17 protein-coding genes are annotated in these 22,277 nt (G+C 71.9%); 4 read left to right on the top strand and 13 right to left on the bottom strand.

The genetic code is table 11. The annotated features are described in order from the left end of the window. Nucleotides 1-22: 22 nt before the first annotated feature. On the bottom strand, nt 23-1,219 hold the full coding sequence (locus tag ACF073_RS02075; protein WP_392065987.1) for a glycosyltransferase: 1,197 nt from the start codon (nt 1,217-1,219) through the stop codon (nt 23-25). Beyond that, entirely contained in the window at nt 1,216-2,442 is a 1,227-nt protein-coding gene (locus tag ACF073_RS02070; RefSeq protein ID WP_392066860.1) for a glycosyltransferase, read from the bottom strand. Before ACF073_RS02070 ends, ACF073_RS02075 begins: the two co-directional genes overlap by 4 nt. A gap of 514 nt (nt 2,443-2,956) precedes the next feature. Here ACF073_RS02070 and ACF073_RS02065 point away from each other — a divergent pair. Together ACF073_RS02065 and ACF073_RS02060 are read left to right on the top strand one after the other, a co-directional pair. Further along, nucleotides 2,957-4,387, top strand: coding sequence for a glycosyltransferase family 39 protein (locus ACF073_RS02065; RefSeq protein WP_392065985.1), 1,431 nt, complete (start codon nt 2,957-2,959; stop codon nt 4,385-4,387). Nucleotides 4,388-4,504: 117 nt separating this feature from the next. Then, a complete protein-coding gene (locus ACF073_RS02060) occupies nt 4,505-6,997 on the top strand; it encodes a galactose oxidase-like domain-containing protein (protein ID WP_392065983.1) in 2,493 nt (830 codons plus the stop codon). Here ACF073_RS02060 and ACF073_RS02055 read toward each other — a convergent pair. From ACF073_RS02055 to ACF073_RS02045, 3 genes are all read right to left on the bottom strand, one after another. Further along, the gene (locus tag ACF073_RS02055; RefSeq protein WP_392065982.1) at nt 6,994-7,713 is read right to left on the bottom strand and encodes a Mut7-C RNAse domain-containing protein; all 720 of its coding nucleotides are present in this window, start codon (nt 7,711-7,713) and stop codon (nt 6,994-6,996) included. The genes ACF073_RS02060 and ACF073_RS02055 overlap by 4 nt on opposite strands. Nucleotides 7,714-7,746: 33 nt before the next feature. Continuing rightward, complete coding sequence (locus ACF073_RS02050; RefSeq protein ID WP_392065980.1) at nt 7,747-8,391, bottom strand: TetR/AcrR family transcriptional regulator; 645 nt, start codon at nt 8,389-8,391, stop codon at nt 7,747-7,749. Nucleotides 8,392-8,570: 179 nt separating this feature from the next. Beyond that, nucleotides 8,571-9,284 carry a hemolysin III family protein gene (locus tag ACF073_RS02045; RefSeq protein ID WP_392065978.1) on the bottom strand — a complete coding sequence of 238 codons (714 nt, stop codon included), beginning with the start codon at nt 9,282-9,284 and terminating at the stop codon, nt 8,571-8,573. A 280-nt stretch (nt 9,285-9,564) separates the two neighbouring features. On the opposite strand from ACF073_RS02045, the gene ACF073_RS02040 reads away from it, so the two are divergent. Further along, nucleotides 9,565-11,388 (top strand): phosphoenolpyruvate carboxykinase (GTP), encoded by a 1,824-nt coding sequence (locus ACF073_RS02040; RefSeq protein ID WP_392065976.1) that lies wholly within the window; start codon nt 9,565-9,567, stop codon nt 11,386-11,388. A 114-nt stretch (nt 11,389-11,502) separates the two neighbouring features. Here the strand turns inward: ACF073_RS02040 and ACF073_RS02035 are convergent, their stop codons facing one another. From ACF073_RS02035 to ACF073_RS02010, 6 genes are all read right to left on the bottom strand, one after another. Then, nucleotides 11,503-12,039: a hypothetical protein gene (locus tag ACF073_RS02035; RefSeq protein WP_392066858.1), complete on the bottom strand. Its 537-nt coding sequence runs from the start codon at nt 12,037-12,039 to the stop codon at nt 11,503-11,505. 52 nt (nt 12,040-12,091) lie between these two features. Continuing rightward, nucleotides 12,092-13,630 (bottom strand): substrate-binding domain-containing protein, encoded by a 1,539-nt coding sequence (locus tag ACF073_RS02030; protein WP_392065974.1) that lies wholly within the window; start codon nt 13,628-13,630, stop codon nt 12,092-12,094. Then, complete coding sequence (locus tag ACF073_RS02025; RefSeq protein ID WP_392065972.1) at nt 13,627-14,790, bottom strand: toxic anion resistance protein; 1,164 nt, start codon at nt 14,788-14,790, stop codon at nt 13,627-13,629. The genes ACF073_RS02030 and ACF073_RS02025 overlap by 4 nt, the downstream gene beginning before the upstream one ends. A gap of 16 nt (nt 14,791-14,806) precedes the next feature. Further along, nucleotides 14,807-15,883 carry a hypothetical protein gene (locus ACF073_RS02020; RefSeq protein ID WP_392065970.1) on the bottom strand — a complete coding sequence of 359 codons (1,077 nt, stop codon included), beginning with the start codon at nt 15,881-15,883 and terminating at the stop codon, nt 14,807-14,809. Between the two features lie 250 nt (nt 15,884-16,133). Further along, entirely contained in the window at nt 16,134-16,553 is a 420-nt protein-coding gene (locus ACF073_RS02015; protein ID WP_392065969.1) for a hypothetical protein, read from the bottom strand. A gap of 89 nt (nt 16,554-16,642) precedes the next feature. Beyond that, nucleotides 16,643-17,854 carry a pyridoxal phosphate-dependent aminotransferase gene (locus ACF073_RS02010; RefSeq protein ID WP_392065967.1) on the bottom strand — a complete coding sequence of 404 codons (1,212 nt, stop codon included), beginning with the start codon at nt 17,852-17,854 and terminating at the stop codon, nt 16,643-16,645. Between the two features lie 598 nt (nt 17,855-18,452). Between ACF073_RS02010 and ACF073_RS02005 the strand changes: the two genes are divergently transcribed. Beyond that, complete coding sequence (locus ACF073_RS02005; RefSeq protein WP_392065965.1) at nt 18,453-19,322, top strand: serine protease; 870 nt, start codon at nt 18,453-18,455, stop codon at nt 19,320-19,322. A 15-nt stretch (nt 19,323-19,337) separates the two neighbouring features. On the opposite strand, the gene ACF073_RS02000 is transcribed toward ACF073_RS02005, so the two are convergent. Further along, nucleotides 19,338-20,963 carry an amidohydrolase family protein gene (locus ACF073_RS02000; protein ID WP_392065963.1) on the bottom strand — a complete coding sequence of 542 codons (1,626 nt, stop codon included), beginning with the start codon at nt 20,961-20,963 and terminating at the stop codon, nt 19,338-19,340. Between the two features lie 9 nt (nt 20,964-20,972). Then, the gene (locus tag ACF073_RS01995) at nt 20,973-22,268 is read right to left on the bottom strand and encodes an amino acid deaminase (protein WP_392065961.1); all 1,296 of its coding nucleotides are present in this window, start codon (nt 22,266-22,268) and stop codon (nt 20,973-20,975) included. Nucleotides 22,269-22,277: the final 9 nt, after the last annotated feature.

Genomic DNA, 22,277 nt, shown 5'->3' with positions numbered 1-22,277 from the left:
GCCGGGCGCACGGCGGGAGACCTCAGCCCAGCGGGTCGGGGACCGGGTCCGGTACCGGAGCGGCCGTGTCCGGCACGGCCACCTGAGCCGTCGCCCGGCCGCGCAGCCGCCGGTACAGCCAGCGGTCCACGACCAGGAAGCGGGCCGTGAACACCAGCGCCATGCTGAGCGCGGTCGCGGGCAGTGCCGTCATGCCCCCGCCCGCGATGAGCAGCGCGGCGAGCGGTATCCGGGCCACCAGGTCGGCGTTGCCCACCCCCGCGAAGGTGAGCAGGCGTACCGAACGCCGGTGGTGGCGCCGCTGGTTGCGGTAGACGAAGGAGTCGATCAGGGCGAAGTTCCACAGCAGCCCGGCCTGGTTGGCGATGATCTCGGCCGGGGCGTACGGCAGTTCGGGGGCCGACTCGGTCAGCAGCCACAGCAGGACGAGGTTGGGGACGAAGCCGGACAGGCCGATCAGCCCGAAGACCACCGCGCGGGCCCGCGGATCGGCGGTGCGCAGGGTGATCAGATGGCGCAGGAAGCGCATGCCCTCCTTCGCGGTGGACTTGGACGCGCCCGCGTGCCGCTCGCCGAAGGCGTACGGCACCTCGGCGATCCCGTGCGGACGGCACCGTACGGCAAGCTCCAGCAGGATCTTGTAGCCGAGCGGCTGCAGGCCCTCGTCCTCGGCGGCGGCCCGGTCGACCGCCGTACGGCGGATGGCGAAGAAGCCGCTCATCGGGTCGGTGAGCCCGCTCAGGGCCCGCGGGAACAGGGACTTGGCGAGCAGGGTCGAGGAGCTGGAGACCAGCTTGCGGTAGCCGCCGGCCAGCCCGCCGCGGTCGCCGCCGGCGGCGTAGCGGCTGGCCACGACCAGTTCCGCGCCGGTCGACTCGCCCCGCCCGGTCAGCTCGAAGATCAGCTCCGGCGGATGCTGGAGGTCGGCGTCGATGACGACGATCCAGGGAGCCGTGGCGCGGGCGAAGCCCTCCACCACCGCACCGCCCAGGCCCCCGGCCGGCTCGGTCCTGTGGTGCAGGACGACGGGGAAGGGGACGTGGGCCGCCTCCTCCTCGATCACCGCGCAGGTGTCGTCGGTGGAGTCGTCGGCGAAGACCACCTCGGCGCGCAGACCGTCCGGGACGGCCGCCGCGACCCGGGTGAGCAACGCCCGGATGTTGCCGGCTTCGTTGAAGGTCGGGACGACGATCGACACATCGGCGGGCAGCGCCGTCACCGGGCCTCCTGGGGCTGCGGGGTCTGCACGGGCAGATGGGCGCCGACATGGGAGGTCAGCTCCCAGTCGTGGCGCCCGGTGTACTCGCGCCACACGGCGCGCAGCGCGGCGGCGGCCAGGACGACCGCGTACACGGGCCCGCCGGCGATCAGCTTGGCGTAGTGCCGGAAGCCGATGCGGAAGCCGTACTCCTTGCCGAAGTCGTGCAGCGCGACGGCCTCGAAGACCACCATCGCGGCCATCGGGAGCATGGGCAGCCAGGCGAACAGCGAGAACGGCAGCGGTACGCCGCCGATCAGCGCCGCCAGGATGCCGAGCGGGATCATCACCCCGGTCGCGGCCTGCACGAACGGCGTGCTCAGCGTGTACCGGGCGAGCAGCCGCTGGCCGGCGCCGGGCAGCCGGCGCCACTCGCCCTTGCGCAGGACCTGGAGGAAGCCCTGGTTCCAGCGGGTGCGCTGCTTGTAGAGGCCCTTGAGGGAGTCGGGCGTCTCCTCTCTGGTGACGAGCGCGGAGTGGTAGGCGACGACGACCTTGGCGCCGCCGCTGGACAGCCGTACGCCCAGGTCGCAGTCCTCGGCCAGGCAGTTGCCGTCCCAGCCGCCGGTGGCCCGCAGCAGCTCGGAGCGGACGAAGACGGTGTTGCCGCCGAGCGGGATGAAGCCCTTGCGGGCGTGCAGGTGCAGCCGGCTGCGGAACCAGAAGAAGTACTCCAGGCAGTTGCGCAGGCTGTACCAGCTGCTCTCGTAGTTGATCAGCTGGACGCCGCCCTGGACGACGTCGGCGTTCTCGCGCCGGAAGGCGAAGTCGACGTGGGCGAGCAGCTCGGGGTGGACCACGTCCTCGGCGTCGAAGACCCCGATGACCTGGCCGCGGGCGTGCGGCAGCGCGGTGTTGAGCGCGCGCGGCTTGTTCTTCACCTCGTGGGTGTCGACGACCGTGCGCACCTTCTCGGGGTGCTCCTCGGCGAGCTGCTCGGCGATGGCGGCGGTACCCGGGTCGTCGTGGCCGACGATCACCAGGATCTCGTAGGACGGATGGCCGACGCGGAGCATCTGCTCCACGGTGTGCCGCAGGACGGCCTCCTCGTGCCGGGCGGGTACCAGCAGCGAGAAGGACAGGCCGGGCCTGCCGTCGGGCTCGGCGAACGCCGTGGCTTCCAGCGTCTCCGGGGTGCGCCAGGCATGGAGCATCCACCACAACGTGACGCCGGCGGCGACCATCAGGACAACGGAATCTATGAACAGGACAGCGGAGACCACGAATTCCCCCCTCGGTTCCCTGGTCTTCCTCGTGCTCGCGCAGCGGAACGCGATCGTTCGGGCCCATCTCAAACCCCCCGGTCCTCCCGGGCCCCTTCGGACGGTACTTCCCCCGGCCTTACCGGGGGTATTTCCCGCATGATCGGAAAACGATCGCGGCGAGCTTTCCAGCGAAGCTAGCAGGTTCCGTATTTCTCCTGCAATGTGGCCGCCGCGCACGAGCGGAATCTAATATTCCGTACATCGGGCTGGTCGACCTGTGCCATGATGCTGCGGCCTGCCCGATTTCCGGAGGGTTCGAGGGGGAGCCTCTGGGGGGAGTCGGGCCATAAGTGGGGGTGGGGGATTCCGCATGGGGACTGCTGTCGTTCTCCGGCCGGAGACAGAGAATTCACAACGAGACCGGACCGCAGCGCACCGCACAATGTTTCGGGCGGATTATTTCTGGGTTGCTCCGGTAATCATCATCGGACTCGTGGTACGCGCCTGGGGAATCGGTAATTTCCCGTTTCCCAACGACGACGAAGGCACCTATCTCGCGCAGGCCTGGGCCGTCCGGCACGGGGAACTCGCGCACTACACCTACTGGTACGACCACCCGCCGCTCGGCTGGATACAACTCTCCGCCGTCTCCTGGGTGCCCCATCTGCTCCTGCCCGACCTGCCCACCTTCGTCCAGGGCCGGATCGCCATGCTCCCGGTGGCCGCCGTGAGCTGTGTCCTGGTCCACGTCATCGGCCGCCGGCTCGGCCTCGCCCGGCCCACCGCTGCCGCCGCCGCCCTGCTGTTCGCGCTGTCGCCGCTCTCGGTGGTCCTGCACCGGCAGATCTACCTGGACAACTTCGCCGTCCTGTGGGCGCTGGCCGCGTTCGCCTTCGCCCTCTCCCCGCGCCGCCATCTGTGGCACCACGTCGCGGCCGGCATGTCCTTCGCGCTGGCCGTGCTCTCCAAGGAGACCATCGGCGTCCTGCTGCCGGTGCTGCTGGTGGCGATGTGGCAGGGCAGCCACCCGAGCACCCGCAAGTTCTCCCTGGCCGGCTTCTTCTCCGGCTTCGTGCTGACCGGCCTGTTCTATCCGCTGTACGCCCTGCTCAAGGGCGAGTTGCTACCCGGCGCCGGCCACGTCTCGCTGCTCGGCACGCTCAAGTTCCAGCTCGGCGGGCGCGCGGGCAGCGGCTCCGCCTTCCAGGCCGGCACCGACGCCCACCAGCTGTTCACGGACTGGCTCACCCGCGACCCGTATCTGCTCGTCGGCGGTGGCGTGGCCGCGCTGTGCGCGCTGCCGGTGCGCCGGCTGCGGCCCGTCGCCCTCGCCGTCCTGATGCTCGCCCTGGTCGCGCTGCGGCCCGGCGGCTACCTGCCGCAGATGTACATCGCGCAGGTGCTGCCCTTCCTCGCGCTGACCCTCGCCGGACTCGTCCAGGTCCTGGTCGAGCTGCTCCCCGGCCGGCCCCGGCTGCGGCCCGCCGCCGTGCTCGCCGCGGTCCTCGCCGCCGCGGTGGTCGCCGGGCCCGCCTGGTACCGCCAGGACCGGCTGGCCACCACCGCCGACGACAACCGCGTCTACCGCGACGCCGCCCGCTGGCTGCGCGAGACCGACACCGGCGAGCGCGACAAGGTCCGCCTGGTCACCGACGGCGTGCTCTGGCTGGACGCCGTCGACGCCGGATACCGGCCCGGCACCGGCGTCATCTGGCACTACAAGCTCGACCAGGACCCGGCCGTGACCAGGACGCTGCCGCACGGCTGGCGGGACATCGACTACGTGGTGTCCACGCCCGCCCTGCGCGGCGAGCGGGCGCACCTGCCGACGCTGCGCGCGCTGTTCGCGCACGGCACCCCGGTCGCCACCTTCGGGGAGGGCGGCGGCCGGATCGACATCCTCCGGATCGGCCGCGCCGGCTGACCGGAAGGGGAGCCCTCCGGTCAGGCCGCGCCGGCCGGCCGGAAGGGGACATCCTCCGGGGCCGGCCGCGCCGGCCGGCCCCGGAGGGCCCGCCACCGAACGAGGGGGGACCCGTTCATGCCGTACACCGTCATGCCGTACCGCTCGGACAGACCGTCCAGGGCCCGGCCGGCCCGGACCCGCCTGCTGCTGACCGCGCTGCTGCTCTTCGGTGCCGCGCTCGGTCTCGGCCCGCTCGGCGCGCAGAGCGCCAGCGCCGCCGGCAATCTGGTGCGCAACCCCGGCCTGGAGGTCCTCGACGGGCCGGCCCGCTTCCCGCAGTGCTTCGAGAAGTCCGGCTGGGGCGACAACGACTTCTCCTTCGCCGTCACCGACGACGCCCACAGCGGCAGCCGCGCCGTCCGCATCCAGCTGACCCGGCGCGGGGACGGCGACCGCAAGACGATGATGCTGGAGAACTCCTGCGCCCCGCAGGTCACTCCGGCCCACCAGTACGACCTGTCGTTCTGGTACGAGTCCAGCACACCGGACGTCGCCTTCACCCTGTTCCGGCACGACACCGTCCAGGGCTGGGTCTACTGGACCGACCTCAAGACCCTGCCCCCGTCCGCCGGCTGGACCCGCACCGAGGTGCGCACCCCGGTCATCCCGCCGAACACCGACCAGATCACCTGGGGCGGCGCCCTGTACGGCGTCGGCACCCTCACCACCGACGACTACGCGATGACCGACGCCACCGTGCCCGCCGCCCCCGACCCGTGCGCGACGGGCGGCACCGGGCCGGAGTGCCGGGGGAAGTGGACCGTGCAGGCGACCGACTCACCGGTGCGCGCCATCCACTCCGTGCTGCTGCACACCGGCAAGGTGCTGCTGATCGCCGGCTCGGGCAACGACCGGGACGCGTTCGCCGCCGGCACCTTCAAGACCAGCCTGTTCGACCCCGCCACCGGCCGCTACACCGACATCCCGACCCCGGCGGACTTCTTCTGCGCGGGGCACGTCCAGCTCCCGGACGGCCGGGTGCTGGTGGTCGGCGGCAACAAGGACTACGCCTCCCCGGACGGCAGCGTCGGCTACAAGGGCCTGAGGACGAGCTATGTCTTCGACCCGGCCCAGAACAAGTACCTCAAGGTCAACGACCTGCTGGCCGGGCACTGGTACCCGTCCGCCACCGAGATGGGCAACGGTGACGTCATCGCGCTCGGCGGCCTCGGCGAGGACTCCGCCGGCACGGTCGTCAACGAGCACTTCTCCTACGCCCAGAACAAGTGGCTGCCGATGGGCGAGGCCAAGCAGGCCTGGTCCTTCTGGGGGCTGTACCCGTCGATGATCCTGCTCCAGGACGGCCGCCTCTTCTACACCGGGAGCCATGTCTTCGGCGGCGGCCTGCCGGGTGCCGGCGCCTCGGTCTACGACTACGACGCCGGGACCATCAGCGACGTACCCGGGCTGCGCAAGAAGGACGAGCGCGACCAGTCCATGTCGGTACTGCTGCCGCCCGCCCAGGACCAGAAGGTCCTCACCATGGGCGGCGGCAACCACACCGTCGCGCCGGACGCCCACCGGCTGGTCGACCTGATCGACATGAAGGCCGCGTCGCCGCGGTACGCGGCGGGCCCCGACCTGCCGCAGGGCCGCTACACCGACGGCAGCCCGCAGACCGGCGCCCAGGGCAAGGTCTACGTCTCCGCGGTGATCCTCCCCGACGGCAAGGTCCTGGAGACCGGCGGCGCCCTGCACACCTACCGCGAGGACCCCGTCTTCGAGGCGTCCCTGTACGACCCGGCCACCAACACCTTCCAGGCGGGCCTGGACACCGACCCGGTCCCGCGGACCTACCACTCCTCGTCCACGCTGCTGCCGGACGGCCGGGTGCTCAGCATCGGCAACAACCCCGGCGACGGCTCCTTCGACCAGCGGGTGTCGATCTACCAGCCGCCGTATCTGTTCAAGGGCGCCCGGCCGCGGATCACCTCGCTCGCGAGCACCCGCTGGACGTACGGCACCACACAGCGGATCACCGTCGACAAGCCGGTGGTGAAGGCCTCGCTGATCCGCCCGGCCGCCGTCACCCACTCCTCCGACCCCAACCAGCGCTATGTCGACCTGCCGATGACCGTCGACGGCGACACCGTCGACCTCAGCCTGACCAGCAACCCGAACCTGGCACCGCCCGGCTGGTACATGCTGTCGGTGGTCGACGCGAACGGCGTGCCGTCGGTGTCCGCGTGGGTGCGCGTCGGCTCCGAGGGCCAGATCGCCGCGGCCCGCGTGCAGTCCTTCGCCGACGAGCTCAAGGCGAGCGAGCCGGCCGCCGGCGGCGCGAAGACCGCGGCCGGCGCGAACGGTATGAGCGGCATGGCGCACGGGCCGGCCCGCCGGCACCCCGGCGTGAAGGTGGCCGAGGGCTTCGACGGCTGCGACCACGCCTACGGCCGGATCAACCAGTGCGTGCCGTGGACGTTCCCCGCGATGAAGCAGGACCAGCGGTGCGACTGGCTGCTCGCCAAGGGCTACGGCCGCCTGGCGGTGCACGGCCGGGACCGGCACCGCCTGGACCGGAACAAGGACGGCATCGCCTGCGGGAAGGGAGACGTGACGAAGCGCTAACGCCTCTTCAGGGCGCGCTCCACGATGGCTTCGAGCTGGTCGTGGTGCGCGCCCTTCCAGTAGGCGCGACCGCACCGCGTGCACCGGGCGAAGACGTCGTACGACCGCTGGGTGCCGTCCTTGAGCTGGTCGGCGACCTCCTCCTTGGTGGCCTTCGCCAGCAGCCCGTTGCAGGCGGTGCAGCGGGTCCAGGGGCGCAGCTCGGGGGCGAAGCGGTCCAGGACGTCCTGGAGCTGGTCGTCGGGGCGGGTGCTGTAGACGTACGCTCCGGCCCACAGCTCCCGGCGGCGCAGCAGGCCCCGGTCGCGGCTGAGCATCACCCGCTTCTCGGCCGCCGAGCGGGCGGCGAGCGCCGGGTCGCCGATGTCCGTCGACTCGTAGGCCGTGTCCACGCCGAGCAGCCGCAGCCGGCGGGCCAGCGTGCCGAGGTGGACGTCGAGGAGGAAGCGCAGGGGTGCGCCGGGCACCCGCTGGGGGCGCTCCACCGGCCGGACGACGACCCGCTCGGCCGCCCCCGGGATGTGCGAGGGCGGCACCGTGCGGCCGTCCACGACCAGGGCGCCGACCTCGGTGAGCGGGACCCCGAGGGACTCGACGACATGGCCGAGGGTCGAGACGCCGTCCGTGGCCAGGGCCGTGGCCGCGCCGCGGCGGGCCGGCGGCACGAACAGCTGGAGCGCGGGGGCGACTTCGACGTGGATCTCGGGTCCGTTCACCCCGTCAGCATCGCACGGGGCGCCGCCCGGACCTCAGGGGTTCTCCCTGGGCAGACCGTGCTCCAGGACGTCGAGGGTGCGGTCGACGAGGCTCTCGAAGTCGTCCCGGTGGCCCTGCTCGGCCCAGTACATGGAGGTCTCCATCAGGCCGCCGATCAGGGACATGGCGTAGACGCGGACCTCCAGGCCGTCCGGGTCGCGGCCGGTGCGCTCGGCGATGGCCTGGCAGAGCATGCGGCCGGTGACCGACATGCTCTCCATCATCCGCGAGCGCACCGCGGGGACCTGGACCATCAGATGGGTGCGCAGCCGGGCCGCACGGGAGTCGTCCTCCATGCCGAGCCGGACGCCCCGCCGCATCACGTAGCGGATGGTCTCGGTCCACGGCTCCTCCAGGGGCCGCTGCCGGATCTCCTCCAGGATGAGCCCGTCGTACGCGTCCGTGAGGACGATGTCCTCCTTGGTCGGGAAGTACCGGAAGACGGTGGACGGCGACACCTCGGCACGGTCGGCGATCTGGTCGATCGTCGTGGCGTCGTAGCCCTGCTCCTCGATCAGCGCGTACGTCGCCGCGCGGATCGCCTCCCGGGTCTTGATCTTCTTGCGTTCCCGCAGGCCGAGGCGGGGCCCGTCGGGGGAGGAGGCGGTGGGTGGGTGCGCGGCCGTCATAGCGGTCATTGTCCGGTATCCGCCCTGGTGCCGGCCACGGTCGGCGCCTCTGGCGGGCGGGTGATCGCGGCGCCGGAGTGGAAGCAACTCTCGAAAGCGAGCTTCTGTCAATGAACTGGGGATGTCATGAACTGGGAAGCGGCCACGGCTCGGGTGAGCCGTGGCCGCGAAGCGGGCGGGGGAGGGGGTCACGCGTGCTGGTACGCCACGAGCGAGATGCCGACGTAGTGGACGACGAACGCGGCCAGCGTGAAGGAGTGGAAGACCTCGTGGAAGCCGAACCAGCGCGGTGACGGGTTCGGGCGCTTGATCCCGTAGATCACGCCGCCCGCGCTGTAGAGCAGACCGCCGACGACCACCAGGACCAGGACGGCGATGCCGCCGGTGCGCAGGAAGTCGGGGAGGAAGAAGACGGCGGCCCAGCCCATCGCGATGTAGCAGGGCGTGTAGAGCCAGCGCGGGGCGCCGACCCAGAAGACGCGGAAGACGATGCCGGCCGCGGCCGCCGCCCAGATGCCCCACAGCAGCCACTGGCCCTTCCCGGTGGGCAGGAGCAGCAGGGTCAGCGGGGTGTAGGTGCCCGCGATGATCAGGAAGATGTTGGCGTGGTCGAGGCGGCGCAGCACGCCGTCCATCCGCGGGCTCCAATTGCCCCGGTGGTACAGCGCGCTGACGCCGAAGAGGAGGCACGCCGTCAGGACGTAGATGCCGCAGGCGATGCGGCCTCTGCCGGAGTCGGCGAGCGCGGTGAGCACGAGGCCCGCGATGAGCACGGCCGGAAACATGCCGAGATGCAGCCAGCCGCGCAGCCGGGGCTTGACCGGATGCGGCAGGGAGAGCGCGACGGGACCGCGGCCGGCGGCCGGCGTGTCCGTGGGCGCGTCGGAGGCGGACGCAGTCATGGCCGCATGGTACCTACGCCGCCGTAAGTCACCCGTCAGATCGGTGCGATCGACGGTGCGGAGGCAAAAAATCCTTCAGTTGAACCCAACGTGGACGCAAAGAGTCGAGGACATCGTGGGATTCCTCACGTCGCTCACCTGTGATGCCCTCTGGACAGATGGGCACTAGAATCGGATGATCAAATGAGTGCGGTCGGCACCGGATGAGCAGCTACGAAGCGTCCGGGTCGCGGCCCCCACGGGGCGAACAACACACAAAAACCCTCATTTAGGAGCAATCGTGGCGCGCGACATCGCGGCTCCCACCGGCGTCCCCACCAAGCACCAGGAACTGATCTCGTGGGTCAACGAGATCGCCGAACTGACGCAGCCGGACAGCGTGGTCTGGTGTGACGGCTCCGAGGCCGAGTACGAGCGGCTCGCCGAGGAACTCGTCGCCAAGGGAACGTTCAAGAAGCTCGACCCGATCAAGCGCCCGCACTCCTACTACGCCGCCTCCGACCCGACCGACGTCGCGCGCGTCGAGGACCGGACCTTCATCTGCTCCGAGAAGGAGCAGGACGCGGGCCCGACCAACCACTGGAAGGCCCCCGCCGAGATGCGGGAGATCTTCTCCGGTGAGAAGGGCCTGTTCCGGGGCTCGATGCGGGGCCGCACGATGTACGTCGTCCCGTTCTGCATGGGCCCGCTCGGCTCCCCGCTCTCCGCGCTCGGCGTGGAGATCACCGACTCCGCGTACGTCGCCGTCTCCATGCGCACCATGACGCGCATGGGCCAGGCGGTCCTGGACGAGCTGGGCGACAGCGGCTTCTTCGTCAAGGCCGTCCACACGCTGGGCGCCCCGCTGGAGGCCGGCCAGGCGGACGTCCCCTGGCCCTGCAACCAGACCAAGTACATCTCGCACTTCCCGGAGAGCCGCGAGATCTGGTCCTACGGCTCCGGTTACGGCGGCAACGCGCTGCTCGGCAAGAAGTGCTACGCGCTGCGCATCGCCTCCGTCATGGCCCGCGACGAGGGCTGGCTCGCCGAGCACATGCTCATCCTGAAGCTGACCCCGCCGCAGGGCGAGGCCAAGTACGTCGCCGCCGCCTTCCCCTCCGCCTGCGGCAAGACCAACCTCGCCATGCTGGAGCCCACGATCTCCGGCTGGACGGTGGAGACCATCGGCGACGACATCGCCTGGATGCGGTTCGGCGAGGACGGCCGGCTGTACGCGATCAACCCCGAGGCCGGCTTCTTCGGTGTCGCGCCCGGCACCGGCGAGCACACCAACGCCAACGCGATGAAGACCCTGTGGGGCAACGCGGTCTTCACCAACGTCGCGCTCACCGACGACGGCGACGTGTGGTGGGAGGGCATGACCGAGGAGTCGCCCGCCCACCTGACGGACTGGAAGGGCAACGACTGGACGCCGGACGCCGGGACCCCGGCGGCCCACCCCAACGCCCGCTTCACCGTGCCCGCCTCGCAGTGCCCGATCATCGCGCCCGAGTGGGAGGACCCCAAGGGCGTGCCGATCTCGGCGATCCTCTTCGGCGGCCGACGCGCCACCGCCGTGCCGCTGGTCACGGAGTCCTTCGACTGGAACCACGGCGTCTTCCTCGGCGCCAACGTGGCCTCCGAGAAGACCGCCGCCGCCGAGGGCAAGGTCGGCGAGCTGCGCCGCGACCCGTTCGCGATGCTGCCGTTCTGCGGCTACAACATGGGCGACTACATGGCCCACTGGATCGACGTCGCCAAGGACCGGGACCAGTCCACGCTGCCGAAGATCTACTACGTCAACTGGTTCCGCAAGAACGACGAGGGCAAGTTCGTCTGGCCGGGCTTCGGCGAGAACAGCCGCGTCCTGAAGTGGATCGTGGAACGCCTCGCGGGCACGGCCGAGGGCGTCGAGACCCCGATCGGCATCCTGCCGACGCGCGAGGCGCTGGACACGAACGGCCTCGCACTGGCCGAGTCCGACCTCGACTTCCTGCTCACCGTGGACAAGGAGGTCTGGCGCGAGGAGGCCGCCCTGGTCCCCGAGCACCTCGACACCTTCGGCGACCACACCCCGAAGGAGCTGTGGGACGAGTACCGGGCGCTGGTGGAGCGCCTGGGCTGAGCCCCGTACGAGACTCCACGGCCGGGCGGGATGTGCCCTGACCAGCGATCGTCACGACCGGCCGTGGAACCGACCCGAAGGGCCCCGCACAACGGCGTGCGGGGCCCCTCGCGTTCACTGCCGGCGGTCCTCCAGATACCGGGTGTGCGACTCCTGCCGCCGCTGCTCGGCGTCCCGCAGCGCCGAGGCCAGCCGTCCGGCCTCCTCGTGCAGCAGCCCCAGCTGGCGCTCCAGATGCCGTTCCGGAGACTCGGTGCCCGGCGTCAGCCGCGTCCACCAGCGGGTGCGGACGAAGGCGTCCACGGCCTCCGGGACGTCCTGCCGTACCGTCCGGGAGACGGCGTGCACGCCCTCCGGGTCCCGGGCGAGCGCCTCGGCGACCCAGCCCGGTTCCAGCAGTGCGGCCAGCAGCTCGGTCAGCTCGGTGAGCCGGGCGGCGGCGGCGGGCGGCAGATCGACGTCCGCGAGATAGCCGCCGAGCTCGCCGAAGTCGGCCCGGATCTCAGCCAGCCGCTCCGACGGGCTCGGGAAGCCGGGCGGTGCGGGCCGCTCGGGCGGGGCGATCAGCGCGCCCGCCCCGTACAGTCCGGCGATCACCACCGGCCAGTACGGTCCCGCGAGCCCGGTGAAGGTCAGCACCAGGCCGGCCATCCCGCAGGCGCCGCCCGCGAGGTTCTTCCGGGACTCCAGGTAGCCGAGGACCCTATTGGTAGCCACGGATCTCCTCGAAGGCGCCGTCGAGCGAGCCCTGCCGGGCGTCGAAGAGCCGGCCGCCGGTCAGCTCGGCGATGTGCTGGAGCTCGGCGCGGGAGGAGTCGCCGAACAGGATCGGGAAGACCGGGATGTCCCGCCGGGGGCCGGTGAGAGCGCGGTAGAACCCGTCGAAGTCGCCGGCCTCGGCGCCCGCGGTGTTCTCGCCGTCGGTCATCAGCACGATCGAGGTGAACGCGTCCCTGCCGCCGGCCAGGTGGTCGTACGCCTGCTCCAGCGAGGTGTAGACGGCGGTGCCGCCGTCGGCGCTGAGCGCCTCGGTGTCCCGGCGGATGCCGGCCAGGCCCGCCTTCGGGTCGGCGGGCTCGACGACATGGGTGCGGACGTTCTTCACGGCCGAGCCGAACGGCATCAGCGTCACCTCCTCCCGTTCGCGGAAGTCGCCGGTGAGACCGGTCAGCGCGGCCTTCAGCGCCTTCAGCCGGCCGCCCCTCATGGAGCCGGAGGTGTCCAGGACGTACACCGTGCGGGAGGGGCGGCGCAGTTCGTTCTCGTACGAGTCGAGCAGGCCGTCGGCGACCGAGCGGGTGCCCGGGAAGGGCAGTTCGCGGCGCCTGCCGGTGTCGAGACCGGCGGCGGGGTGCACCGAGGCGACGACCGGGCGGCGCCGGGTGGTGTCGGTGATCAGCTTCTGCACGGCGGCGGTGCGCAGGTCCGCGGTGACCCTGCGGACGTCCTCGCGGGTGCGGGCGTCGGTGGCGGCGAGCGACGTGAGCGGGTAGTCGGCGGTGACGACGCCGTCACGGGGGCGGATCACGGTGAGGCCGCGGATGCCCTTGAGGACGGACTCGTAGTTGAGCAGGGCGTCGACGGTGCCGCGCCGCTGGTAGGCGGTGGCCAGCCAGCCCGAGGAACCCGAGGTCAGCTTCTGCCCCTTGAAGAACTCCTTCAGCCGGGGCGCCGCCCTCGCCACATCGGCGTCGGTGAGCGCGGACTGGGCGCCGGAGAGGGCGGAGGCCACCGAGACCAGCGTGGCGAAGCCGGAGTTGGAGCGGGCCGGGTCGGTCATGCCGTAGGTCAGCCTGCCCTCCCGTACGGCCCGCTCGACCTGGGACCAGGTGACGTCCCGCGGCTTCCAGCCGAGGGCCTCGACGGTGCCGGGCTTGACGCCGATGGCGACCGGGCTCGACATGACCGGCGTCTCGGACACGACCCTCTTCGCCGCGTCGGGCCGCAGCCGCAGATAGTCGTCCGAGGACAGCCACAGCGCGTCGTACGCCCCGTCGGCCCTGCCCCGGGCGAGCAGGTCGACGGCGTCCAGGGTGCCCATGTAGGTGGGCCGGACGGTGATACCGGTGTCCTCGCGGACCCGGTCGAAGACGGCGGTCATGTCGCTGAGTTCGCTGGAGGCGAGGATCCGCAGGGTGCCGGGCTTCGGGGCGGCCGGGTCGTCCTCGTGCCGCTCGCCGGCCGTGCAGCCGGTCAGCAGGGCCGCCGCGGCGACGGCCAGGGCCAGTACGCGTCGTCTCATCCGAGCCCGCCCTCCAGAGCGCCCTGGGAGCGGCTGCGCTCCAGACGGGCGGAGGCGCCGTGCAGTTCGTCCGTGAGTGACCGCACCGTGCTCGCCATGACCTCCGTGGCCTGGGCCTTGTAGCTGTCGATGGCGTCCAGCGTGCGGTAGATCTGCTGGAACGCGGCGCGCAGGGTCTCCACGCCGACGGCCGGGTCGGCGGCGATGCGCTGGATCTCGCCGCTCTGCGTGGCGAGCATCTCCGCGTTGTTCCGGATGAGTTCCTCGGTGGTCCCGCGCAACGCGTCGACCTGCTCGACGACCTTCTTCTGGCGGTCCAGCGCGGAGGCCAGCATCACGGAGATGCGCAGGGCCGAGACGGTGGTCGTGGCGGCCCGGTCCACGCCCTTGATCAGCTCCTCGTTGTTGCGGCGCACGACGTCCATGGCGAGGTAGCCCTGGGCGCACACGGCGAGCTGGGTGAGCAGGTCCTGGTTCTTCTGCCGGACCGGGAAGAGCACGTCGGCGCGGAGCGCGTCGGCCTCCTGGGGATCGGCGACGGCGAGGACGTGCTCCTCCACGGCGGTGTCCAGGGCCTGGGTGAGGACGACGTACTCCTGGAGCCTGCCCATGGTCTCCCACAGCCGCCCCCGCTCGGTCTGCAGCGCGGCGTTGTCCCGGCGCAGTTCGTCCTGGCCGCCGCGCAGCGCGCCCACGATCTTGTTCAGGTTGCCCTGCGCGGACGCGTACTTGGCGAGGTGGTCGCGCAGCTTGTTGCCGCCGGGCAGCCGGGACAGAAACGTACGGGCCCTGCTCGCGGGCAGGTCGCGCGGATCCAGGTCCTCCACCACCCGGCGGAGTTCCACCAGCGATCCGGCGACCTTGGCCTGGGCGTCGCCGCCCTTGCCGGGCAGGCTGCGCACGGCCCGCTCCAGCATCCGGTTGGACTGGGCGGCGGCGGTGCGCATCTCGCCGGCGCCGAGCGCGGTGATCTCGCCGACCTTGCCCGCGAACTCGGGCGAGCGGGCGTCGAGCGCGGCGAGCTGCTCGACGAAGGAGGCGGCCTTGCGGGCCATGTCGCTACGCACCCCGTCCTCGACGGGCACCAGACCGCCGGCCTTGTCCTTCGGCACGGGCGGTACGGGCTCGGGCGGGCTGAGCAGGAAATCGGTGTCGTTCATCGGCGGGTCCCCCGTGTCATCCACGCGCCCGGCGGGCCATCTCGTGCAGCACCGCCGAGGTGGGCACGGGCGCCTGCCGGACGCCGGTCAGTTTCTGGTTGAGGTAGGCGGTGCGGCCTGAGGTGTGCCCGAGGAACTCGGCGGCGTCGCCCTGCGGCCGGAACCCGTGGCGCACGGCGAGCATGCGCAGGGTCGGATCGGTGCTGAGCAGTTCCCCGAGCGCGCGGCCCTCGGCGTCGAGCGGTACGACCGTGTGGTCGCTGTTGACGGTGGTGTCCGGGTACAGCACCACGAGGTCGTCCACGGTGTGCTGCTCCTCAAGCAGCGCGGCGACCTGCGACTCGTACACCAGCACCAGCGGGTTCCCGGCGCCGCTGACGAAGTCCCGGAACACCGCGTCCGAGCTGGACTGCTGGGCGCCCTGGACGCTGACCAGCTTGTGCAGCAGGGGAGCGGTGCGGTCGGTGTCCGCCTTGTCCGTGACCACCTTCCCGCCGTTGGCGACGTAGGAGGCGGCGGCGAGGTACAGCGCGCCCGAGTTGGAGGTCTCCGGGTCGGTGCTGGCGATGTAGAGCGTGCCGGTCAGCTCCCCGTGCGCCTCGGCACCCTTGAGCTGCTGCCAGGTGCGGTCGCGGCGGGCGGCGTCCAGATAGGCGCCCATCCTCAGCGTGCCGCGGTTCTTGCCGTCGAGCACCGCGAGCCCGTTGGCGGCGAGCACGCCGGCCGCGCCGCGGTGGGCGACGACGACCAGCGGCGAGTAGAAGGGCCGCGGCAGCGGCTGGCGCGCGTGGTACTTCGCGCCCAGCTGGTCGGCGGGTGCCTGGCTGGACGGGAAGGCGAAGTCGTAGCCCTTGAGGTCGAGGCCCTCCATGGCCCAGGACCCGGACGCCTCGGTCTTCACGGTGTAGCCCTTGGCGGCCAGGGCCTTCACCACATCGGGATCGGCGAAGAAGTCGGCCTTCTCCGAGCCGATCACGCCACGCACGGTCTTCGTTGCCGTGCCCTTGTCCTCTCCTTGCCGTCCCGCGACGACGGCGGCCACCACGCCACCGATCAGCAGTACGGCGAGGACGATTCCAGCGATTCGTCTCACGCCGGGGAGCGTGCTCCCCGGAACCCAACATTCCCTGAGGCACCCCATGAACGGGCGGTGACATACCGGCCCCGGCACTGCAACGCCCCCGGGGGGCGACAGGCCCCGACGGCGGGTCGGCCGCGGAACGACACAGCCCCCCGCGGCGAGCGGCGCCGCCCGCCAAGGCCGACGCAGTGCTGTGGCGCCCGGTCCGCGCGTCGCTGCGGGTGCACGCGGACCGGGGCCGATCAGGAGACCCCCGCGGGGGTCAGTGGGCGGCGCTGAGCTCCCTGGGGTCGGCCAGCGCGGCCGTGTGCGCGTCCATCCGCTCCGCCGCGAGGATCGCCGCCGCGGTGTCCGCACGCGACGCGGCGACCACCAGCGCGCGGCCGGCGAGCGCGTGCGCCCGCTGGTGCAGCGCGCACGGGTCGCCCGCCGAGGCCGGCGTCGCCCGCACGGGCGCACGCCCGCCCCGCAGCCGGGTCACCTGCGCGGCGAGGCGCTCCCCCGCCGTGTCCAGGTCGGCCGACGGGTGCGACCCGCGCAGCTCGTCGGTGACCGCGAGCAGCGCGGCGAGGTGCCCGGCGAGCTGGATGTCCAGCTCCTCCTCGCGCGAGCGGTGCGGAAAGTCCGGGAGGGTGTCGGCCGACGTGCTGTGGACCGACTTGGTGCGGATCGGTTCGTACATGGTGGACGGCCTCCTGTGCCCTGGCAGGAAACCATCCTAGCTTAGATTTCGTCTAAAGTTGAGCAGAGTCACAGAATGAAGTCCGTCGACTACGGCTGGCTGTACCCGTCCAGGAAGGTGCCGATCCGGGTCACCGCGTCCCGCAGGTCACCGGCGGTGGGCAGGGTGACCACCCGGAAGTGATCCGGCTCGGGCCAGTTGAAGCCGGTGCCCTGGACGACCATGATCTTCTCCTGGCGGAGCAGGTCCAGGACCATCTGCCGGTCGTCCTTGATCTTGAAGACCTGGGGGTCGAGGCGCGGGAAGAGGTACAGGGCGCCCTTGGGCCGTACGCAGCTCACCCCGGGGATCTGCGTGAGCAGCTCGTACGCGGTGTCCATCTGCTCCTTCAGCCGGCCGCCCGGCAGCACCAGGTCGTTGATCGTCTGGCGCCCGCTGAGCGCGGCGACGACACCGTGCTGGCCCGGCATGTTGGCGCACAGCCGCATGTTCGCCAGGATCGTCAGGCCCTCGATGTAGGAGTCGGCGTGCGCGCGCGGCCCGGAGATCGACATCCACCCCACCCGGTAGCCGGCCACCCGGTACGCCTTCGACATGCCGTTGAAGGTGAGGGTGAGCAGATCGGGGGCGACCTTCGCGGTGGGGGTGTGCGTGGCGCCGTCGTAGAGGATCTTGTCGTAGATCTCGTCCGAGCAGACCAGCAGGTTGTGCCGGCGGGCGATGTCCGTCAGTCCCTTGAGCACGGCCTCGTCGTAGACCGCGCCCGTGGGGTTGTTCGGGTTGATGATGACGATCGCCTTGGTGCGGTCGGTGACCTTGCGCTCGATGTCGGCGAGATCGGGCATCCAGTCGGACTGCTCGTCGCAGCGGTAGTGCACCGCCGTACCGCCGGAGAGGGAGACGGCCGCCGTCCACAGGGGGTAGTCCGGGGCCGGTACGAGCACCTCGTCGCCGTCGTCCAGGAGCCCCTGCATCGCCATCACGATCAGCTCGGAGACGCCGTTGCCGATGTAGACGTGCTCGACGTCCGTCTCGATGCCGAGGGTCTGGTTGTGCATGACGACCGCGCGGCGGGCGGCCAGCAGGCCCTTGGCGTCGCCGTAGCCGTGGGCCGACGACACGTTCCGGAGGATGTCCTCCAGGATCTCCGGGGGGCACTCGAAGCCGAACGCGGCGGGGTTGCCGGTGTTGAGCTTGAGGATGCGGTGGCCCGCCGCCTCCAGCCGCATGGCCTCTTCGAGTACCGGACCCCGGATCTCGTAACAGACGTTGGCGAGCTTGGTCGACTGGATCACCTGCATGCCCGTGAGCTTACGGCCCGGTATTGCGTCATGGGCCGTGTTTTCCGCCACGTGAGACACGAAGATTTGCCCGGGTATGGCCGTTGACCGCCTCGGCCGTCCCGCGCGCCCCGGAATCCGCTGGCATGCCCACGGCGGGCGGACCGCCCCCCGGCGCTCCCCGTCCCGGCCCGGCTCCGCCCCCCTGGCGTACGTCCGGCGAGGACCCGGCCCCGCCGCCGACCGCGGCCGGCGGGCCGCGCAGCCGCGCAGGCCGTCCTGGTGGCGGGAGAGGCGGCGGTCACGCGGAAGGGTGCGGTGCGGGGAGGTGGCGGCAGGGCGAGCCCCGGTCACGAGCCTCCCCGCCGGCCCGCCAGCCCGCCGCCCCGTCAGCCGTCAGCCAGTCGCTCGGCCGGCCCGGCAGGGCCCCCGCGCTGTGCTGAGCCGTCGTCACCGAGCCGGGCCGGGGCGTGCGTCAGGCGTCGTACGACACAGGGAAACCCCTATGGCCCGGCCCGGCTCCTTGTCCCCGCCCCCTTTACCTGTCGACAATGCGCATGACAACCATGCGGGCGGCCGGACACCTCCGGTCGCCCAAGTCGTAAGAGGGGACCCCCACATGAACAAGCCTCTCCTTGCCGCACTCTCCGCCCTCGCGATAGCCGGGCTGGGCGCGACCCCGGCGATCGCCGCGCCGCACACCGCCTCCCCGGCCCCCGCCGCGCACTCGGCCAAGGCCGCCAAGGCCGCCAAGGCCACGGTCGACTTCGCCGGCACCGTCTCGCTCAGCAACTGCTCCGGCTCCGTCATCCGCTTCCCCAACTCCGCCGACTCCGACCCGGCCCTGGTCCTGACCAACGGCCACTGCCTGGAGACCGGCATGCCCGACGCCGGCGAGGTCATCACCGGCCAGTCCTCCAGCCGTACCTTCGGCCTGCTGAACTCCGCCGGCAGCAAGGTCGCCACGCTCCGCGCCAACCAGGTCGTCTACTCGACCATGACGGACACGGACGTCACGATCTACCGCACCACCACCACCTACGCGGCGATCAAGAGCTCGTACGGCATCAGCCCGCTCACCGTGCAGGACACCCACCCCACCGCCGGCACCGCCATCAAGGTGGTCTCCGGCTACTGGAAGCGCATCTACAGCTGCAACGTCGACGGGTTCGTGTACCGGCTGAAGGAGGGTGACTGGACCTTCAAGGACTCCGTCCGCTACACCTCCGCCTGCAACACCATCGGCGGCACCTCCGGCTCGCCGGTCGTCGACACCGCCACCGGCAAGGTCGTCGCCGTCAACAACACCGGCAACGAGGACGGCGAGCGCTGCACGGTGAACAACCCGTGCGAGGTCGACGCGAACGGCACGGTCACCGTCCGCCAGGGCATCAACTACGCCCAGGAGATCTACAACATCCCGGCCTGCTTCACCACCGGCAACAAGCTCAACCTGAACGCGTCCGGCTGCACCCTGCCCAAGCCGTAGCCGCCCGGCGGGCGGTCACACCGGAGTACGGCGGACCGCCCGCCCCGCCAGCACGTCCGTCCGCCGGCCGTCCTCGATGACGAACCGGCCGTCGATCAGCACGTAGGGGATCCCGGCCGGCAGCACCCGGGGCTCGGCGAACGTGGCGCCGGCCGCCACCGTCCGCGGGTCGAACAGGACCAGGTCGGCCCGGTACCCCTCGCGCACCAGCCCGCGGTCGGGCAGCCGCAGCCGTGCCGCGGGCCGCGAGGTGAGGCGGGCCACGCACTCCTCCAGCGTCAGCACGCCCAGCTCCCGCACGTAGTGGCCGAGATAGCGCGGGAAGGTGCCGTACGCGCGCGGATGCGGCTTGGTGCCCCGCAGGATGCCGTCGGAGCCCCCGGTGTGCGCGCGGTGCCGCATGATCGCGCGGACGTTCTCCTCGTGGCCGACGTGCTGGAGGATCGTCGTACCGAGCCGGTCGTCCACCAGCAGGCGCCGGGCCGTGTCCCAGGGCTCCTCGCCGCGCAGCCGCGCCGACTCGCGCACGGTACGGCCCACATGGTCGCCGAGCCCCGGATCGGCCACCCCGGAGATCTCGATCGTCTCCCACTCCACCGGCACGCCGTGGCAGCCGTCCGAGCCGGTGACCTCCAGGTCGTGCCGGATGCGCGCGGCCGTCGCCGGGTCGGTGAGCCGGGCCAGGACCTCCTCCGGGCCGCCCTCGCTCGCCCAGCTCGGCAGCAGCGCGGCGAGCGTGGTGCAGCCGGGGGTGTAGGGATAGGTGTCCAGGGTGATGTCGGCGCCCGCGTCCAGCGCCCGGTCGAGCAGGGCCAGCAGCTCGGGTGCCCGGCCCTCGTTCACCCCGAAGTTCATCGTCGCGTGCGCGAGGTGCAGCGGGCAGCCCGCCGCGCGGGTCAGGTCGACCATCTCGGCGTACGCCTCCAGGGCGCCGGCGCCGTAGGAGCGGTGGTGCGGGCAGTAGTAGCCGCCGTAGGCCGCCACCACCCGGCACAGCTCGGTCAGTTCGGCGTCCTCGGCGTACATGCCGGGCGTGTACGTCAGCCCGGAGGACATGCCCACCGCGCCCTGTTCGAGCCCCTGAGCCACCAGCCGCCGCATGCGGTCCAGCTCGGCGGGGGTGGCCGCGCGGTCCTCCCAGCCGACGGCGAGCGCGCGGACGGTGCCCTGCGGGATCAGATAGGCCGCGTTCACGGCGATCCCGCGGCCGTCGAAGCCGTGGTCCAGCCGGTCCAGGTACTCGCCGACGGTCCGCCAGTCGAAGTCGATGTCGTCGCCGTAGCCGTTCCACCCGGTGATCGCCCGCCGCACCTCCTCCAGCGTGCGGTCGTCCACCGGCGCGTACGACAGTCCGTCCTGCCCGACGACCTCCAGCGTGACCCCCTGCGCGGCCTTCGCGCTGTGCTCGGGGTCGCGCAGCAGGGCCAGGTCGGAGTGGGCGTGCATGTCGATGAAGCCCGGGGAGAGGACCAGGCCCTCCGCGTCCAGTTCCCGCACGGCGCGCGGGCGCTGGCAGCCCGCCGCCGCGGCCTCCTTGACGATCGAGACGATCCGGCCGCCGTCGATCACGACATCGGCGCGGCAGGACGGCGCCCCGCTGCCGTCGACGACGTCGGCGTCCCGGATGACCAGGTCCTCCACGGGGGCCTCCTAGAAGAACGTGCGGATGTAGTCGACGACCGTGCCGTCCGCCTCGGCGACCGGGATCAGCTGCCACTTGTCGAAGGACGTGCACGGGTGGGACAGCCCGAAGCCGATCCAGTCACCGGGCTCGACATCGGCGCCGGGCCCGGTGCGCAGCCAGGTGTGCTGGTCGGACAGACCGGTCACCGTGACCCCGTCGGCCGGGCGCTCCGCGCCGTCGCGCCACACCACCTGGGCGTCCGGCAGGTCCAGGTCGTAGGCCGCGTCGCGCTTGCCCGCGTTGGCGAAGGCCTGCTCGGGGGTGGGCCGGGAGACGACCTGCGCCCACAGCCGGAAGGCGGGCTCCAGGGCGCCCTCCTCGGGCACCCGGGCGAACGGGGTGAGCCTGCTGTAGTGCCCGTCGTCGTGCGAGACGTACGCCCCCGAGCGCAGCAGCTTCAGCACCGGCCGGGACAGCGCGGGCACCTCGGCGAAGACGTCGGCGACCGTGTCGAACCAGGCGCTGCCGCCCGCGCTCACCACGATCTCCTCCGCCCCGGCGAACAGCCCGTCCTTGTCGAGGCCGGCGGCGAGCCCGACCAGGCGCCGCAGATACGCGCGCACCCGGTCCGGATCGGCCCGCGGCACCTCGCCCTCGTAGCCGGCCACCCCGACCAGGCGCAGGGTCGGTACGGCGGCCGCGGCCCGGGCGACGGCCGTGCCCTCCTCCTCGGTGCGCACACCGGTCCGCGCCCCCTCGCCCGCGCCCAGCTCCACGACCACGTCCACCGGGCGGGCGGCGCCCCTGAGCGCCGCGTCCATCAGCTCCACCCCGCGCACCGAGTCGACGTAGCAGACGAACCGGAACTCCGGGTCGGCGGCCAGCTCGCCGGCGATCCAGCGCAGGGCGGCGGCGTCCACCAGCTCGTTGGCGAGGAAGACCCGCCGGACGCCGAACGCCCGGGCCACCCGCACCTGGTGGGGCACGGCGAGGGTGATCCCCCAGGCGCCGTGCTCGATCTGGCGGTGGAAGAGCTGCGGGGCCATGGAGGTCTTGCCGTGCGGGGCGAACGCCAGACCGTGCCGGGCGGCGTACGTCTCCATCAGCGCGAGGTTGTGTTCGAGGCGCTCGGCGGACAGGGCGAGGACGGGGGTGGTGAACCCGTCGCCGTCCCGGAAGAGGTTGCGGCGCTGGGCGGCCAGCTCGCCGACGGTGAGTCCGTCGGCGTCCGGCGGGAGGCCCTTGAAGCGGTGGTCGACACGTTCCTCGGCCAGGCCGGCAAGGCGCTGTGCGGCCAGGCGGGCGAGCGGTGCGGTGCTCATGGCGCCCCT

It is taken from the genome of Streptomyces sp. NPDC015171 (assembly GCF_043079545.1).
Classification (GTDB): domain Bacteria; phylum Actinomycetota; class Actinomycetes; order Streptomycetales; family Streptomycetaceae; genus Streptomyces.
The sequence above is the reverse complement of the archived record's forward strand: the minus strand, read 5'-3'. Positions and strand labels throughout refer to the sequence as shown.